This window comes from Natrinema pellirubrum DSM 15624 (assembly GCF_000230735.2).
Taxonomy (GTDB): domain Archaea; phylum Halobacteriota; class Halobacteria; order Halobacteriales; family Natrialbaceae; genus Natrinema; species Natrinema pellirubrum.
This window is the reverse complement of record NC_019962.1, coordinates 2,315,730-2,332,694: the sequence shown is the minus strand read 5'-3', so window position 1 is coordinate 2,332,694 and position 16,965 is coordinate 2,315,730. Positions and strand designations below refer to the sequence as shown.

19 protein-coding genes are annotated in these 16,965 nt (G+C 66.0%); 11 read left to right on the top strand and 8 right to left on the bottom strand.

Annotated features, from left to right (window positions below; genetic code table 11):
• Position 1: 1 nt before the first annotated feature.
• On the bottom strand, positions 2-586 hold the full coding sequence (locus tag NATPE_RS11245) for a HalX domain-containing protein (RefSeq protein WP_006181584.1): 585 nt from the start codon (positions 584-586) through the stop codon (positions 2-4).
• Between the two features lie 110 nt (positions 587-696).
• Entirely contained in the window at positions 697-2,841 is a 2,145-nt protein-coding gene (gene purL, locus NATPE_RS11240; protein WP_006181583.1) for a phosphoribosylformylglycinamidine synthase subunit PurL, read from the bottom strand.
• A 130-nt stretch (positions 2,842-2,971) separates the two neighbouring features.
• Between purL and NATPE_RS11235 the strand changes: the two genes are divergently transcribed.
• A complete protein-coding gene (locus NATPE_RS11235) occupies positions 2,972-3,655 on the top strand; it encodes a PHP domain-containing protein (protein WP_006181582.1) in 684 nt (227 codons plus the stop codon).
• Positions 3,652-4,794, top strand: coding sequence for an asparagine synthase C-terminal domain-containing protein (locus tag NATPE_RS11230; protein ID WP_006181581.1), 1,143 nt, complete (start codon positions 3,652-3,654; stop codon positions 4,792-4,794). Before NATPE_RS11235 ends, NATPE_RS11230 begins: the two co-directional genes overlap by 4 nt.
• Here NATPE_RS11230 and NATPE_RS11225 read toward each other — a convergent pair.
• The 6 genes from NATPE_RS11225 to NATPE_RS11200 form a co-directional block, all read right to left on the bottom strand.
• A complete protein-coding gene (locus NATPE_RS11225; RefSeq protein ID WP_015299059.1) occupies positions 4,791-5,117 on the bottom strand; it encodes a cupin domain-containing protein in 327 nt (108 codons plus the stop codon). The genes NATPE_RS11230 and NATPE_RS11225 overlap by 4 nt on opposite strands.
• Before the next feature lie 91 nt (positions 5,118-5,208).
• A complete protein-coding gene (locus NATPE_RS11220) occupies positions 5,209-6,300 on the bottom strand; it encodes an Mrp/NBP35 family ATP-binding protein (RefSeq protein ID WP_006181579.1) in 1,092 nt (363 codons plus the stop codon).
• Between the two features lie 136 nt (positions 6,301-6,436).
• Positions 6,437-6,745 carry a hypothetical protein gene (locus NATPE_RS11215; RefSeq protein WP_006181578.1) on the bottom strand — a complete coding sequence of 103 codons (309 nt, stop codon included), beginning with the start codon at positions 6,743-6,745 and terminating at the stop codon, positions 6,437-6,439.
• Positions 6,742-8,094, bottom strand: a complete 1,353-nt coding sequence (gene nrfD, locus NATPE_RS11210) for an NrfD/PsrC family molybdoenzyme membrane anchor subunit (RefSeq protein ID WP_006181577.1) — start codon at positions 8,092-8,094, stop codon at positions 6,742-6,744. Before nrfD ends, NATPE_RS11215 begins: the two co-directional genes overlap by 4 nt.
• Entirely contained in the window at positions 8,091-9,755 is a 1,665-nt protein-coding gene (locus NATPE_RS11205) for a 4Fe-4S ferredoxin N-terminal domain-containing protein (RefSeq protein ID WP_006181576.1), read from the bottom strand. Before NATPE_RS11205 ends, nrfD begins: the two co-directional genes overlap by 4 nt.
• Positions 9,756-10,014: 259 nt before the next feature.
• Complete coding sequence (locus NATPE_RS11200) at positions 10,015-10,689, bottom strand: helix-turn-helix domain-containing protein (RefSeq protein WP_006181575.1); 675 nt, start codon at positions 10,687-10,689, stop codon at positions 10,015-10,017.
• A gap of 135 nt (positions 10,690-10,824) precedes the next feature.
• On the opposite strand from NATPE_RS11200, the gene NATPE_RS11195 reads away from it, so the two are divergent.
• The 9 genes from NATPE_RS11195 to NATPE_RS11150 all read left to right on the top strand — a co-directional run bounded on the left by NATPE_RS11195 (position 10,825) and on the right by NATPE_RS11150 (position 16,963).
• Positions 10,825-11,052, top strand: a complete 228-nt coding sequence (locus tag NATPE_RS11195; protein ID WP_006181574.1) for a DUF2249 domain-containing protein — start codon at positions 10,825-10,827, stop codon at positions 11,050-11,052.
• Between the two features lie 81 nt (positions 11,053-11,133).
• Complete coding sequence (locus NATPE_RS11190) at positions 11,134-11,367, top strand: DUF2249 domain-containing protein (RefSeq protein WP_006181573.1); 234 nt, start codon at positions 11,134-11,136, stop codon at positions 11,365-11,367.
• A gap of 71 nt (positions 11,368-11,438) precedes the next feature.
• On the top strand, positions 11,439-11,702 hold the full coding sequence (locus NATPE_RS11185) for a DUF2249 domain-containing protein (protein WP_006181572.1): 264 nt from the start codon (positions 11,439-11,441) through the stop codon (positions 11,700-11,702).
• An 87-nt stretch (positions 11,703-11,789) separates the two neighbouring features.
• Positions 11,790-13,220, top strand: coding sequence for a heme o synthase (gene cyoE, locus NATPE_RS11180; RefSeq protein ID WP_015299058.1), 1,431 nt, complete (start codon positions 11,790-11,792; stop codon positions 13,218-13,220).
• 224 nt (positions 13,221-13,444) lie between these two features.
• Positions 13,445-14,026, top strand: a complete 582-nt coding sequence (locus tag NATPE_RS11175) for a plastocyanin/azurin family copper-binding protein (RefSeq protein WP_006181570.1) — start codon at positions 13,445-13,447, stop codon at positions 14,024-14,026.
• A gap of 148 nt (positions 14,027-14,174) precedes the next feature.
• The gene (locus NATPE_RS11170; RefSeq protein ID WP_015299057.1) at positions 14,175-14,924 is read left to right on the top strand and encodes an SCO family protein; all 750 of its coding nucleotides are present in this window, start codon (positions 14,175-14,177) and stop codon (positions 14,922-14,924) included.
• 3 nt (positions 14,925-14,927) lie between these two features.
• On the top strand, positions 14,928-15,458 hold the full coding sequence (locus NATPE_RS11165) for a TlpA family protein disulfide reductase (RefSeq protein WP_006181568.1): 531 nt from the start codon (positions 14,928-14,930) through the stop codon (positions 15,456-15,458).
• 1 nt (position 15,459) lies between these two features.
• The gene (locus NATPE_RS11160; protein ID WP_006181567.1) at positions 15,460-16,122 is read left to right on the top strand and encodes a cytochrome c biogenesis protein CcdA; all 663 of its coding nucleotides are present in this window, start codon (positions 15,460-15,462) and stop codon (positions 16,120-16,122) included.
• Between the two features lie 298 nt (positions 16,123-16,420).
• Positions 16,421-16,963 carry a cupredoxin domain-containing protein gene (locus NATPE_RS11150; protein ID WP_006181565.1) on the top strand — a complete coding sequence of 181 codons (543 nt, stop codon included), beginning with the start codon at positions 16,421-16,423 and terminating at the stop codon, positions 16,961-16,963.
• Positions 16,964-16,965: the final 2 nt, after the last annotated feature.

The window sequence follows — 16,965 nt, the reverse complement described above, 5'->3', positions numbered from 1 at the left end:
GCTATTCCGTTTCGAACGACTCACCCGCGATGTCCCGCCAGAGCTGTCGGTAGCCGTCCTGCGCTAAGAGTTCCTGCATCGTGTCGTCGACCCGGACCCGGAGGACGGCCAGTCGGTCCTCGAGTTCGGCGTACTCCTGACTCGACTGGCGCTCAGCCGCGGTCTTCTGGTCGTCCAACAGCGCCTTCTTCGAGGCCAGCGCGAAGAACTCCCGGAGCTGGTCGTCGTAGGTCGAACGAAGCAGTAACTGGTCGATCACGTCGACGAGTTCGTCGCCCGAAACCGGCTTGACCAGGTAATCGTCGAACCCCATCTCGACGATGTCGAAGTCGGGTTCGACCGCCGTCACCATCGCGACGCGACAATCGAGGCTCCGTTCCCGCATGGTGTCGAGGACGGTATCGCCCGAGAGCCCCGGCATCCGCCGATCGAGCAATACGACGTCGATCGTCTCATCGATCGCATCGAGCGCCTCGGCGCCGTCGTAAGCCGTGCGGACGCGACACTCCTCCTCGAGCCAGGCGGCATAGAGATCCGCGAGGTCGGGCTCGTCTTCGACGATCAGGACGGATGGGGTATCGGACATCGATGTTCCTCCGGCTGTGCCGTTCGCGGAGAATCCGTGCCGAACGAATATCAATATACCGGAGAGTAGCGGTCGTAAGGTGGTCCCCGCCGATCATCACGCCGCGACCGTCACTCGAGGCCGCGTTCGATCGTCGCGCGCCGTTCCCGAATCTCGGCGGCGTCGGTCTCGATCGTCCGGTCGCCGACGGCGACGGACAGCGACCCGTCGTCGGTTGCCGACCCGAGTTCGACGACGGGGGCGACGCCGTCAAACGCCTCGCGGACCGCTTCGACGGACTCAGTCTGGATCAGCGCGCGGCCGGGCTGTTCGTGGAACAGTTCGCCGGCGGGGTCGTCGCCCGGCAGCGACACCGCGAGGCCGGCCTCCTCGGTGACCATCTCGGCGAGGGAGACGGCGAGGCCGCCGTGGCTGACGTCGTGAACCGCGAGCGTCGCGTCGTCGTCGGCGACCGCGGCGAGGGTCTCGATCAGGGCCGCGGGGTCGTCGGGCAGTTCGGGGAACCGATCGCTACCGCCGAACTGCGCAAGGTACTCGGAGCCGCCGAGTCGGGCGTCATCGCCGAGCCCCAGATCGCCGACCAGCACCAGGTCGCCCTCGGGCGCGGCCGATAGCGGCGGCGCGTCGTAACCCTCTTTCGCCCCGACAAGCGCCAGCGTCGGCGTCGGCGGGATCGGTCCGGCGACGGAATCGTTGTACAGGGAGACGTTACCCCCGACGACCGGCGTCGACAGCGTTTCGCACATCTCGGCGAGGCCGTCGACGATCCCCTCGAAGCCGCCGTAAACGTCGGGCTTCTCTGGGTTGCCGCCGTTGAGACAGTCGACGGCGGCAAGCGGCGTCGCACCCTTGGCCGCGACGTTGGTCGCGTTCTCGAGGGCGACCGCGCGAGCGCCCTCGTACGGCGCCGTCGAGGTCCAGTTCGGTGCGGCACCGGACGAGAGCGCCAGTCCCTGCTCGGCTTCCCGAACCGCAACGATTGCTGCGTCGTCGCCGGGGCCAACGCTCGTGCGGACGCCGACTTCGTGGTCGTACTGGCGGTAGACCCACCGTTTCGAGGCCGTGTTCGGGCTCGCGACGACGGCGTCGAAGGCGGCCTCGAGGTCGGTGTCGGGCAGCTCGGTCTCCGGTTCAATGGGGTCCTCGCTCTCGAGGTCGTTCATCGGCGCGCCCTCGCCGAGGAAGTAGGCGTCGACGTCGACGACCGGCTCTCCGTCGAACGTGCAGGTGTAGTTGCCGTCGGTGACCTCGCCGATGACCGAACAGCCCAGATCGAACCGCTCGGCGATCTCGCGCACCCGGTCGACGTTCTCGGGCTCGACTTCGTAACATATCCGCTCCTGTGATTCGGCCAGCAGGATTTCGAGCGCGTTCATGTTCGGCTCGCGCTGGTGGACCCGCTCGAGTTCGATCCGTGCGCCGAGATCGGCTTTGGCGACCATCTCGCTCGAGGCCCCGCCGAGGCCGGCGGCACCGAGGTCGCGGGCCGATTCGATCAGTCCCTCGTCGACGAGGGCCTCGTTGGCCTCGATGAGCAACTTCTCGGCGTAGGGGTCGCCGACCTGGACCGCGGGCCGGTCTTCGGTTTCGGCGTCCTCTGCCAAGTCCTCGCTGGCGAAGCTCGCGCCGCCGAGGCCGTCGCGGCCGGTGGCGTTGCCGACGAGGACGAGCTTGTTGCCCGGTTCCTGCGCTTCGGCGGTGACCAGCCGGTCTTCGTTCGTCAGCCCGACGCAGGCGACGTTGACCAGCGGGTTGCCCTCGTAATCGGGGTGGAAGTCGACACTGCCGGCGACGGTGGGGACGCCGATACAGTTCCCGTAGTGGCTGATCCCCTCGACGACGCCTTCGAAGAGGTACTTCGAGTGGTCGTCGCCGAACTCGCCGAAGTACAGCGAATCGGCCAGCGCGATCGGGTAGGCCCCCATCGAGAGCGTATCCCGGACGATGCCGCCGACGCCGGTCGCCGCGCCGTCGAACGGGTCCACGTAGGAGGGGTGGTTGTGGCTCTCGATCCCCATCGTGATGTACGTCGCGTCCTCGCCCTCCTCGCCGGGGAGCGCGACGACCGCCGCGTCGTCGCCCGGCCCGACGACGACCTGCGCCCCCTCGCTGTCGAAGGCCGACAGCAGCGGTCGCGAGGAGCGGTACGCACAGTGTTCGCTCCAGAGGTTCTCGAACAGCGCCGCCTCCGCTCGAGTCGGTTCCCGCCCCAGCTCGGAAACGACGAGTTCGCGGTCCGAATCGGCAAGACTCATTCACCTAGGTGGTGAAAGTCGGTCGGTAAATGGGTTTCTATATGCACGTTCATGTATATTGGCGATCGGATTCGACGATCGCAGCCGACGGACCGAGTCGTTTTTGATCAGGCCGCCTAAACGTACGCTCGTGCTGTCGGTCGAACTCCACACGCACTCGTCGCTGTCCTACGACGGTCGCGACCCGGTCGAACTCATCTTGGAGCAGGCTGAGGCCGTCGGGCTGGACGCGATCGCCGTGACGGACCACGACGAGATCGACGCGAGCCTCGAGGCCGCCGAACTGGCCCCCGAGTACGGACTGGTCGGGGTTCCGGGCATGGAAATCTCGAGTAAGGCCGGCCACGTACTGGGGCTGGGACTCGAGGAGGCAGTCCCGCCGGGACTCTCCTTCGAGTCGACGCTCGAGGCGATCCACGACCAGGGTGGGCTCGCAGTGATCCCGCATCCCTTCCAGGAGGCTCGACACGGCGTCATGGCACGTATTTCTCGAGAACAGCTCGCGCTGGGCGACGCGATCGAGGTCTACAACTCGCGGCTGTTTACCGGCCGCGCGAACCGCCAGGCCGAGCGCTACGCCCGGTCGCGGGAGCTACCGATGACCGCTGGCAGCGACGCCCACATCAGCGAGATGGTCGGACAGGCGGTCACCCGGGTCGACGCCGACGAGCGCTCGGCCGATGCGATCCTCGCGGCCATCGCCGACGGCCGGACGACGGTCGAGGGGAAGCGAACGCCGTGGCGAATCAGCGTCCAACAGTTCGCCGGCGGCGTCACGCGACGACTGAGCCGCGTTCTGAGCGTGCTGCGATGACCGACGAACTGCGCGGCGACCCGGCGACCGTCCGCGACGCCATCGAGCGGGCCGATCCGCTGCCCGGTGGCACCGGATTCTCCGGGCGCGTCGACGGCCGCCTCGTCCGCGATATCCTCGGCCGGGAGCCGCTGTTCGTCGACGCCGACGACTCCGCGGACGAGGAGCGGGCGTGGTCGTTCGAGCCGGCCCCGCTCGAGGACCCCGTTCTCTTCCCGGCTGGCGCGGCCACGTCCCCCGCCGATCCGCTTCCCGAGCCGGAATCGTACTGGTCCCTTCCAGATCCGGAGCCATACGCCCCCGAGCGGGCGCTCGCATCCCTCGAGCGGGCGGTCGAGACGGCGGCCGACGCCGCGCTGGGGACCGACCACGATATCGCGGTCGCCTTCTCCGGCGGGGTCGACTCGGCGCTGGTCGCCGAACTGCTCGATGCACCGCTGTACGTCGTCGGCTTCCCCGACAGCCACGACGTCGAAGCCGCGCGGACGGCCGCCGACGCGATGGGCCGGGAGCTGACGGTCGTCGAACTCGAGCCCGCGGACCTCGAGCGGGCGGTCCCGGAAGTCGTGCGAGCGACCGGCCGGACGAACGCGATGGACGTCCAGATCGCCCTGCCGCTGTATCTGGTCGGCGAACGCGTCGCCGCCGACGGGTTCGACGCGCTCGCGGTCGGACAGGGCGCGGACGAACTGTTCGGCGGCTACGAGAAGGTCGTCCGGCTCGATCACCGGGTCGACGCCGAGACGGTCCGCGGGGCCGTCCGGGAGGGGATCCGGAGCCTCCCCGACCAGCTCCCGCGGGACGTCCTGACGATCGAAGCGACGGGGCTCGAGCCCGTCGCGCCGCTTCTCCACGACGCCGTGATCGAGGCGGCGCTTCGGTTGCCCGACGAGCTACTCGCCGACACCGAGGAACGGAAACGCGGCTTCCGCCGGGTTGCGGCCGAACACCTCCCGGCCGAAGTCGCCCAGCGGGACAAGAAAGCGGTCCAGTACGGCAGCCTCGTCGCCCGCGAACTCGACCGCCTCGCCCGGCAGGCCGGCTACAAGCGCCGGATCGACGACCACGTCGACAAGTACGTCGCCGCGCTGTGTTCGGACGGTCCGACCGAGCGCGACTCCTCCACCACGTCGTCTTAGGACGGCAGCGGACAGAGACTCGCGGTGAAGATCACCGTCTCGTCGGTCTCGTTTCTCGCGCCGTGGTCGACACCACGCTCGTGGTGGACGACGCCGGGCGCCTCGATGGCCTCGCTTTCGTCGCCCTGGACGACGGTTACCGTCCCCTCGAGGACGTGAAAGACGTTCGTGCTATCGGGGTGGTCGTGGGCCTCGAGTTCCGCGCCCGGGCCGAGGGCGAAGGCCTTCACCAGGACGTCGTCGCTGACGGCCAGTTCCGCGGTCTCGACCTCGCCGTCGGCCGGCTCGAGGTCGGCGATCGATTCGGCGTAGCTATCGAGCATGTGGAACGGTTCGCTCGAGTCCACTATAACGCTCGGGGAAGACCACGATAGAACAGGAAGGCGCCACACTCTGGCGGCGGCCGTCGAGGCGTCAGTCTTCCGTCTCGGTCGGCAGCTTGTTCGTCGGTTCGTGGGAGACGTTCTCCGAGACTTTGCGGCGGTTCTGCTCGCCGATCCGGTCGGCGATCTCGCCGACGACGTCCTCGAGGGAGTCCTGGACCTCGCTGTCGTCGTCCTTGACGAGGGCCCCTTCGCTGCCGTCGGCCCCGAAGTCGGGGTGGATCGGGATCCGACCCAGCAACGGCACGTCGTACTTGTCGACGATGGTGTCGGCCCCGCCGGTCCCGAACAGCCCGTGCTGGTCGCCACAGGACGGACAGACGAACGAACTCATGTTCTCGACGACGCCCAGTACCGGCGTGTCGTGTTTGTTGAACATCTGGATCCCCTTGCGGGTGTCGTCCAGGGCCATCTCCTGAGGCGTCGTGACGACGACCGACCCGGTCACCGGCATCGACTGCAAGAGGTTCAGCGTCGCGTCGCCGGTCCCCGGCGGCAGGTCGACGATGAGGTAGTCGAGTCGGCCCCACTCGACGCCCTCGAGGAACTTCATCATGAACTTGTTGACCATCGGGCCGCGCAAGATTGCGGGGTCGTCCTCGTCTTCCATCATCATCCCCATGCTGATGACGCGGACGCCGTCCGATCGCGGCGGGACGATTTCCTCGTTGGGCGTGACGCCAGGCTCGCTCTCGACCGGCAGGATCTGGGGGACGTTCGGCCCGTGGATGTCGGCGTCGAGTAGCCCGACCATCGCGCCGCGTTTCTGGAGGCCGGCCGCGAGGTTGGCCGCGACCGTCGTCTTGCCGACGCCGCCTTTGCCCGAGGAGACGGCGATGACGTTGCGAACCCGCGGGAGGACCTCCTGATCGAAGCCGTGGTCCTCGTCGACGTGTGCCCGCAGGTCGGGCTCGAGGCCGGCGTCTTCGATGACGTCACGGACTCGGTTGCCAAGTTCCAGTTCCGAGGGCGCATACGGCGCGTTGAGGGCCAGCGAGATCCGGGCGGTCTCGTCGTCGATCCGGACGTCGTTGACCAGCCCCAGCGAGACGATGTCCTCGCCGATGTCGGGGTCCTCGACCCCCTCGAGTTTGATTTCGAGTTCGTGTTCAGTGATGCTCATAGTGGCTGTGTGATACGAATGAAGGGGATCGAACGGGATACGTGTGATGGTTCGGCCATCGAAGCCGTTGCTATCGGGGTACGGCTACGAGAAAAATGTGAAAACGGAACGGACGTTCGAACGCGATACGACTCGGTTACGGCGGGCCGACGCTGCTGATCGGCTCCGGCGGGCCACCGTAGAACACGACGCCGATCAGCACGGTCAGGACGAACATCCCGACCCACATCGACGTCGTGAGACCGACGAGATAGCCAACGCCCATCAGCCCGGACTTCGTGTCGCGAGGTTCACCGAGGAACCACGCCGCGAGCATGATGTAGACCGGAACCAGGATGATCGCGAAGATCACCCACGTCCCTTCGTTGGCGAAGCCGGTGAAGCCGCTGGTCCCGTCGTAGCCGTGGTACAGCAGCGTCGACGAGAGTGCCAGTGCTGAACTCATGCTTCCACCTCCGGTTCGGTCGCGTCGTCACCGTGTTCGTGGTCGCCGCGCATGTGTTCGACCGCGTGGAGTTCGACCACGGGAACGAGCTTCGAGAGGTTGAGGAATAAAAGTGCAACCAATCCGGCCGTTCCGACGAGCGAGAGCCATTCGATCGCGCTCGGGAAGTAGGTCCCGGGCGTGTTGGCGTAGATGTCGAACGTGGGGTGCAGGAACCCTTCGACGACGAACAGGATCTTCTCGGTCAGCGTCGCAGTGAGGATCGCACAGCTGGCGATCAGCGCCCGTTTCTTACTGAACAGCGACGGGCGAATCGCCTGCAGGAAGATATAGACCAGCGTGAGGAAGGCCAGCGCCATCGCCATCTGATACAGCGGGTGGGCCATCTTCGCTTCGGCCGCGACCGCGCTGTTGGTCGGACCGAGGAAGACGCCGTTGATGTTGGCCTGCAGCTGGAACCAGAGGAACAGCAGGGTGAAGAAGCCAAGCCACAGGAGCAGCCCGCGGAAGATGTCGTCGGTGATGATGTGGTCCCAGTCGTAGGCACGACGGAACGCATAGGAGATGATCATCACGCCGCTGATCGCCGACATCAGTGCGATGGCGAGGAACATCGGCCCCTGAATCCCACCGCTCCAGGCGGGCATCGCCGGGAGCAGTGCGAACAGCCACGGGATGACGCCGCCGTGGAGCAGGAGCGGGGCCATGATGATGACCGCCGCCGCGAGCCACCAGACCATCCGGTCGATGACTTCGTCTTCCTTCTCGGAGTAACCGATCGTCATGATCTTGTAGACCGGCTCGAACATGTCCGGCAGATCGTCGCGCAGCCGGCTGATGTCGTAGCGAAGCGTCAGTCCGAGGTAGGTCGCCGACAGCACGAAGTAGGCCGTAATGACCGTCACGTCCCACACTAGCGGCGAGTTGTTAACCGTGATGTGGTAGTGACCGATGACGCTCGTAACCATCCGGTCCGGACGACCCATGTGGACCAGGATGTAGAAGCCGGCGGCCGAGAGGCCACCGATCGTCGTCATCTCCGCGAGTCGGGCGATCGGCATATAGCGGTCCATGCCGAGCAGTCGGACGGCAGCCGAGAGGATAATGCCGCCGTGTGCGACACCGACCCACCAGATGAACGCGCCGATGTACAGGCCCCACGTCGAGCCACCGCCGCTCCCCCAGTCGCCGAGGCCGGTAACGATCAGCCCCTTCTGGAGCTGGTAGGCCCACGCGATCAGGAAGGCGACGAGGCCCAGTGCAGCGGCCCCGTACAGGATGATGTACTTCTTCGTGAACGTGTTGATCGGGCGGAGGATGTCCGCTTCGGTCGGCTCCTTCGTACTCATAGCGACACCCCGTCAATACGTCCGACCGTCTCTTCGTCGAGGTACTCCTGACGCTTGTCGAGCAGGCCGGCGTCCTCGTACTTGGTCGGCCCTTCGACCTGGTGGGCCTCCGGTCCGGGCTGCTGGCCGAGGTAGGTGACGTTCGGGTTCGTCCCGACGTCCTCGAGCAGCTGGAACGAACTCGGATCGCCCGTGTACTGCTTGAGTCGCATCTGGACGTCCTGTTCGCTACCGTCGCCGAGTCCGAGCGTATCGTACGCCTCCTCGGTATCGAGGTCGACGTACTGCTGGAAGGTCTCGACCGCCGAGATGATGGCCTGTTCGTTCTGGAGGATGGAATTGTTCTCCTCGTCGCCGGGCTCGAGACCCTCGCTGACCATCTCGATCGACTTCATGACCGCGAGGATGTCTTCGGTGAGCCCGTCGATCTGTTCGATCGCGGTCTCGAGGTCGTCGCCCTGGCTGAGAGCGCTATCGATTTGATCCGCCGTCGGAGCGGATTTGGGACTCTCGGTCCCGTTCGTCAAGTGAACGATGGCGCGACTCTTGGACGGGTGTTCACGGTGCTGAGAGGGATCGCTGCGCTCGTCATTGACGTTCCCGAACTGGATCGCGTTCGGCGGACAGGCCCGTTCGCAGGCAGTCGTACCCACGTGTTCCTCGCCCTGGCGGCCGTCCTGCATGCTTGGACAGAACGTACACTTGCTCATGACGCCACGTGGCGCGCGGCTGTCGACCCAGCGCTCGCCGTGTTCGTACTCGGCGTGCGTGATCTCGTCGGGATCCTCGGGGTTCTCGAGGCCGTCGATGTCCTCGTAGGCGACGTCGGGCTCGTCCCACTGGAAGTAGTTGACGCCGTAGGGACAGGCGACCTGACAGTACCGACAGCCGATACAGACGTCGTAGTCGGTCAGGACGATCCCGTCCTTGTCGCGGGTGTGGCGGGCCGTGGTCGGACAAACCTTCTCACAGGGGGCGTCCGTACAGTGCTGGCACGGCCGCACGAGCATGTTGTAGTCGCTTCCCAGGTTGAAGTCGGAGTAAACGTCGGTGCCGCCTTCTTCTCCGGGGCCGCTGTGGTTTTCGTCCTCCCAGGCCATCACGTACATCCAGTTGACCCCCTTATCGATGTCGTTCTCCTCGGTACAGGCGGTCATACAGGAGAGACAGCCGTCACAGCGCTCGAGGTCGATCGTCATCCCCCACTGGGTGTCGCTTTCCTCAGTGGTCTCCTGTCGGGGACCGCCGTGGCCCCCTTCTTCCGCGATGCTGTTCTCGGGGCCCTCGGCGACGGTACCGAACGCGCCCATCCCGACGGCCGCAGCGCCGACCCCCATCTTCTTCATGGTTTCACGACGGGTTTCGTCGCCGTCGCCGTCGAACTTGTCGAGCATTCTGGAGGCAGTTCCTTTCGCCTCCTCCTGGGCCGCCTCGTAGGCTTCCTTGGTCGGGCGCTCGTCCTCGCCGAACTCCTCCATGACCTCCTCGTGGTAGCGGTCGTGGAATTCGGCCTCGGAGAGTTCGCCCTTCGTGACCCGCATCGCGTCTTGGGCCATCTCCATACCGAGTTCGCTGTCGTACTCGGTATCGTCGAGCATCGACTCGAGTTCGTCTTCCCACTCCTCGCCGAGCGGGTGGAATGATTCGTCGTCCGTACTCATTAGATCAGAACACCTCTGTATATGACACTGGTGTCATGCCGGGGCTACTCGACGGCATGCACTTCAAATCGTTCATTTGTGGATCCTCACTCCGGGACTCACAACCCTACTCGGATGAAGCATCGAGCCGATTTCCAACGGCTGAAAATCAATGCGACCATGTTCGTGAGTATAAGTGAGGGGTGCTATACTAACGGCTGGCCCGAGCATCGGAGACTCGGATCGCGCGCACGGACGTATAACGAACAGACGACCCGACTTAGCTGGTCGCGAGTTGCTCTTCGAGTTCCTCCTCGTCGTCGAGTCCCGGGAGGTCCTCAACGAACCGCTTGACGATCGCCTCCTCGGCCCGGTGGAGCGTCTCGCTGCAGGTCGACTTGGCGATGTCCAAGTGATCCGCCAGATCGGTCAGCGAGCAGCGCCGCGGGGTGTCGTAGTAGCCCTCGTCGACCGCAGCGACGACGACCTCGAGTTGGCGCTCGGAGAGCAGTTGGCTCTCGTGGAGTCGTTCGCGGACGTGTTCGATCCGGTACTGGAGCCCGAAGTGTTCGAGCTGTTCGGCGAGTTCGGCGAGGCGTTCGCGGGAACCGGTCACTTCGATTTTCGCCTCGCCGTCCTGAATCTCCACCGGTAGCTCGATGGGCATCCCCGACTCTCGAGAGGAAAACAGCAACAGCGGGGCCGTCGTCTCGAAGTGGACCGTCGCCTCGTTGTCGCTCCACTGGGCCAGCGTGAGTTCGGTGAGCTGGGGGTGATCGTTCATGTCCTCGATCACCTCCGGCACCGACGAGCCGGCGATCCGGACGAGAGCGAACCCGGACTCGGAGCCGGGGACGGCGGCCAGCACCCGGAAGGTCGATTCGGGGTAATCCGTCGATATCTGTTGGATCCAGACCTCCTCGGGCATCGTGAGACTGAGTGTTGCTTGGGCCATACGAACGTGTTCCGTTCGAATCTATATCCCGGTAGTTACGAATATGTTCGCCCATTTCCTACCGACTGGGAAGTTCGTCCTGCTCGAACACGTTCGGACGAACGACCATCGGTCCGCGGCCGGAACGTGTAACCGATGGCGACCGAATCCACCGAACGAACGCTCGACGTCCGCGAGATCGATGGACCGCCGTTCGACGACATCATGGCCGCCCTCGAGGAACTGGAGACCGAACAACGGCTCCGGCTGATCGCCCCGTTCGAGCCGAAGCCGCTCTACGAAGTCCTCGACGATCGCGGGTTCACCCACGAGAGTCGGGAACGGGAGGGCGGTGTCTGGCACGTCCTCATCGAGCATGCGTAGGCCCCGCGGGTCCACCTCCGAACGAGTACCGAACATATTCGTGCAAACGCCGATGCGGGACTCGATCCGAGTACGGGTTGCATGACGCGACTCGACGTCAGGGACATCCCGCCGGTGAACCGCCATCCGACCATCCACGACGAGTTCGAGGCCCTCGAGCCGGGCGAGGCGCTGACGATCGTCAACGATCACGAGCCCAAACCGCTGTTCTACGAGTTCGAGGCCGAAGTCGAGAGCTTCGATGCCGACGGCTACGAGGTCGAACAAGTCGCACCCGACGAGTTCGTCGCGACGTTCCCGAAAGTAGAGGCCTGATCGAGCCGGCCGACCGGTGACCGAACACGTACGGGAGCAGAGATAGCCGATACCGGCTTGAACCGACACCTATGCAATCGCCAGCCTCGATCGTCGACCGAACCGACGCACCGGACGACCGACAAACGGAGACGATCGACGTCCGATCGGCCGGGCCGCCGGAGCCGCTCCAGCGGACGCTCGAGACGCTCGTCGACCTACCCGACGAGACGGTTCTCGTCCAGCGAAACGATCGCGTTCCCCAGTTCCTCTTCCCGAAACTGGACGACCGCGGCTACAGCTACGAGACGGTCGAACGCGACGACGACGTCGTGACCGTCATCTGGCGTGTCTAACGCCGTCGAGCGACGGAGGGATCGGGCGACTGACCGATCGCGGGACCGCGGAAACGGGGACGGTAGCGGCCGGAAGATAACTCACGGATGACAACGGAACACAGCCGACGACGGTTCGCGGATCTACTGACAGCGACGGTAATCGCGGCGTACGTCCTCGTGGCGCTCGGGACCGCCGTCTCGACGACCGATAGCGCGGCCGCCTGCAGCGCGTGGCCGACCTGCTCGACCGATCCGATCATCGGCTCGGCCACCGGCGACACCCTCCTCTACTGGGGCCATCGCGTGGCGGCGCTCGTGGCCGGCTGCCTCGTCCTCGCATCCGGGCTCGCCGCCCGCCGGGTCGAGGTCAACCGCCGTGTGGCCGCCCTCATCGGTTGTGCGCTCGTTCTCTTTCCCGTCCAGGTCCTCCTCGGCGCGACCATCGCCGTCGGTGGCCCGTCGGTCGCGGGCCCCGTCCACCTCGCGCTCGCGATGGCCATCTTCGCCTGTCTCCTCGTCGCGCTCGTGTTCACCCTCGATGACGGCACGCTCGAGGAGGAGACGGACCGGTTGACGCCGACGCCCGAGTCGCCGACCAGCGGCGATGACGCGGGCGGCGACCCGGCGACGGCCCCGCAGCCGACCGGTCGGAGCGCCCGGCTCAAACGGACGATCGGCGCGTACCTGACCCTGACCAAACCGCGACTGATGTGGCTGCTCTGTCTGGTCGCGCTGGCGGGGATGGGACTGGCGACGCTTTCCGGGGCGACGCTCGAGCCGTCGACGGCGCTTGCGACGCTTGCCGGCGGCGTCCTCGCGATCGGAGCGAGCGGAACCTTCAATCACGTCTACGAGCGCGACCGGGATCGGCGGATGGACCGAACGTCGGATCGGCCGCTCGTCCACGACCTCGTGCCGGCGCGCAACGCCGTGGCGTTCGGGGTCGGGCTCACGGCCGTGTCGATGGCCGTTCTCCTGACGTGGGTCAACGCGCTCGCAGCGGTGTTTACCCTCGCTGCGATCGGGTACTACGCCGCCCTCTATACCGTCGTGCTGAAGCCGAACACGGCCTGGAACACGGTGTTGGGCGGCGGTGCAGGTGCGTTGCCCGCAGTCATCGGCTGGGTCGCCGTCACCGGGCGCGTCGGGCTTCCCGCCGTCGCCCTCGCGGCGGTGATCTTCCTGTGGACGCCCGCCCACTTCTACAGTCTCGCCATCGCGTATCGCGACGACTACGCGCGTGGGGGCTTTCCCATGTACCCGGTCGCGGAAGGCGTCGCCGCGGCGCGTCGCCACATCGCGTTCTACCTCGGCGCAACGTTGCTGGCCGCCAGCGGCCTGGGATGGGTGGCCGGCTTAGGCTGGGTCTACGGCATCACGTCGGTCGCCCTCGGCGCCGTCTTCCTGCGGTCGGTGGTCCGCCAGTTCCGGCAGCCGACCGACGAGGTCGCGCTGCGGTCGTTCTACGTCTCGAACTACTATCTCGGGGCGATCCTGCTGGCGATCGTTCTCGAGACGCTCGTCGTTGCGGGCTGACCGGCGTCGCCCTCGACGGGGCGTCGCCGACGGTCGAACGAACGCCCGATGCCGAGTCCCGCCGCGACGAACGGCCTCTTTTTATTGATCGTCTGAACATGTACGCCCCTCCTCTTACCGCCCGAGAACTGTCGTACCGGTTGAACCGGCTAGCCCTGCTAGACGAGCGTGAGGGCAACGACTCGAGACCAGTTCGATCGATCGCCACACCGCATCATAGACCCATGACACACCTCTCACGCCGTACCGTCCTTCGATCGACCGCCTGTACAGTCGGCCTCGCGTTGGCGGGCTGTCTCGCCGACGGCGACGAGCAGTCGGATGACGGGCAGCCGCCCGAAAACGCTGGGGAACTCGGCACCCCTGCCGAGGCAGTCACGATCACGGCGAACTCCCGGCCGTATCCCGAGTTCGACCCGCAGATCGTCCACGTCGTTCCCGGCGGGACCGTCGAGTGGCTCGTCGAGACCGGTCGCCACGACGTCACCGGCTACCACGAGGATAGCCATGGGCCGCACCGAACTCCCGGCAGCGTCGAGCCGTGGGGGAGCGACCGACTGACCGGGGTCGGCTCCGAGTACGAACACACCTTCGATACCGAGGGCGTCTACGATTACGTCGACACGCAGCAGGTCTGTACCTCACACGAAGTCGCCGGGAACGTAGGCCGCATCGTCGTCGGCTGGCCCGACCCCACCGACGAGCCTGCGATGGCCGACCCCCAGCCGGAACTCCCGTTGCAGGTCGTCAACGCGATCGAACTGTTCAACGAGAAAACCCGTCCCGTACTCGAGGAGGGGCCATGAACGACGGTGTCTCGGGTCGGCCGGCACGCCTCGAGCCGTCCGTCGGACGCGCCGCTCGGTGGGTCGCTGTCGAACATGTTCGCGTGTTTCTACCGGGGCGGGAATCCGAGCAGCGCTTTACCACCGACAGCCGCAAGGAGCAATTATCATGAACCGCCCAGATCCGACTCTCGATCGACGAACGGTACTGCAGACAGTGGGCGCGACGGCCGTCGGCGCGTCCGTCGCGGGGTGTTTGTCCCTGAACGGCGCCGACAGCGACGGCGACAGGCCCGTCCTATCAGCGCCGGAAAACCACGAGCGGATCAAGGAATCGGGGCTTCCGCACCCGATTTACGGGGAGGAGATTCCCGAAGCCACGGTCCCGGCACCGCTCCACGAGCGCTCGATCACGACCACGGAGTTCACCGGCGACCGTCACCTGATGCTGACGTTCATATACACCAGCTGTACGACTGTCTGTACGGGACTGACCGCCGCCCTGCGGCGAGTGCAGGCAGATGCGACCGATCGCGACTACGCGGACGAGATCGCCTTCCTCCCGACGACGTTCGATCCGGAATACGACACGGCGGACGTCCTCGAGTCCTACGGCAAGGACTACGGCGTCGACTTCGACGCTGGGAACTGGTATTTCCTCCGGCCGGACACGCCCGACGACGCGAAGGCCGTCGTTCAGGACACGTTCGGCGTCGCGTTCGAGCAGGGCGACGAGTCGTCCGACGGCGGGGACGACGAGACGGATCACGATGAAATGGACCACGACCGACAGTTCGTCCACACGTCCCTGATCCTGCTCGTAAACAAGGACGGCGTCGTCGAGCGGGCCTACACGGGCGGCTCGCCCGACGGCAACGATATCGTCGAAGACGCACGGACCGTCGTGGAGGGGTGGTGACCGATGCGCCGTCGCGAGGTCCTCGTGGGAGTCACCGGACTCGCCGCCCTCGGCGGCGGCGCGCTCGCGGTCGGCGGATGGAACCCCCTCGAGAGCGGCGACGCCGTCGAACCGATCGAACTCGAGACGATCGACGCACCCGGAAGTACCGCGGGAACCGCCAGCGTTCCCGAACGTGGCCGCGTGACGTTCGTCGAACTGTTCGCCACCTGGTGTGGCGTCTGTGAGAGCCAGATGGAGCCGCTCGCGGCGGTCCACGGGACGGTCGACGACGAGGTCCAGTTCGTCTCCGCGACGAGCGAACCCGTCGGGAACACCATCACTCGAGACGACATCGCGACCTGGTGGCGCGATCACGACGGCGATTGGCCCGTCGCACTCGATACCGATCTCGAACTGACGGAGGCCCTCGACGCCTCGGGCGTTCCGTACGCGTTCGTGCTGGACGAATCGAATACGGTCACGTGGTCCGGTCGCGGGCGCAAATCGGCCGACGAGATCCGATCGGCGATCGACGCTGCCGGGGGTGGGTGACATGGCGAGTGGCGAACTCCTCGGCACCGTGGTGTTCGCCCTCGGTGCCGGCATCGCTACGTTCTTTTCACCGTGTGCGTACGCGCTCTTGCCCGGGTACGTCGGCTACTACGTCGCCGCGACCGGTGATGAGACCGCGCCGCCGCTGTCGGGGACGCTCGCCCGCGGGCTCGCTGCCGCCGCCGGCGCGGTGGGGGTTCTCGGCGCGCTCTCGGTCGCCGCGGTCGTCGCGGGCGAGACGGTCGGCCAGACGTTGCCGCTACTGGAGTACGGCGTCGGCGTCGGGTTGATCGCACTCGGGCTCTGGGTGGCCTACGGCGGCAGTGGTGCCGTCCACGTCCTCCTGCCCGAGCGCCGGTCGACCGTTCTCGGGTTCGGCCTCTTCGGCGCGATGTACGCGCTGGCGGCGGTCGCCTGTGTCCTCCCGTTGTTCCTCGGGCTCGCGTTTCGGTCGCTGACGATGCCGCCGCTCGAGACGGCGCTGGTACTCGGGACGTACGCCGTCGGGTTCGGGTCGCTGACGGTCGCGATCACGGTCGCGACGGCCTTCGGCTACGCACTGGGTGCCGGCCGCATCGCCGGCTACGTCGACCGCGTGGTCCGACTGGCGGGGGTCGTGCTGGTCGTGGCCGGCCTCGGCCAACTGTACGTCGCCGCAGTCTGACGCCACCGCGGCCGCGATCCCTTCTCCGTCCTGTCACCATTAGCACCTGCCATCAGTTTATTCGGCTCTTCAGCGGCTCTGATGGGAATATGTGCGGGGGAATCGATATGCAAGTTCCACAAGGAGATCGGGTCGAACGGAGCTATGGCACCATCACAACGAACCGAATCAGAACCAACGATGCAACGATTGTACGACCGCATCTGGCTACTCGCAGCGGCAGCGCTCCTGTTTTTCGCGCTGTCGTACGTTGCGTGGGGCTGGATAGACGTCTTCTCGGTTCCCATGGGGTGATTCAATGACGTCACCGATCAAACCCCCGGACGGAAACTGGTGGGACCAACCCGTCAACAGGCGCGAATCGATCTGGCTCGGGCTCGGCGTCGGCTGGTCGCTGATCCTCTTTGGCTGGATGAGCGCCTGGACCCGGGTCGGCGACCAGAACCCCATCGGCGAGACGTTCCGCGTCGAGGACGAGGAGTTCCGTGAGAAGCTGACTGACTACAAAGAGCGCGCCGAGGAGACCGACGACGGCCTCGTTCCGCCGGAACAGGACGTCTATCTCCAGGCGATGCGGTTCCAGTGGGACGGCGCACCGGTCGTCCTCGAGACGGGAACGGAGTACGACTTCCATCTCAACTCGATGGACGTCCAACACGGCTTCTCGCTTCGTCCCGAGGACGCACTGAGCAAACAGATCAACCTGCAGGTGCTGCCCGGCTACGAGTGGGTCGTGCCGATGACCTTCGACGAACCCGGTACCTACCACATCATCTGTAACGAGTTCTGTGGGCAGGGCCACCGGAGCATGCACGGCACCATCGTCGTGGAGGAGGGATAACG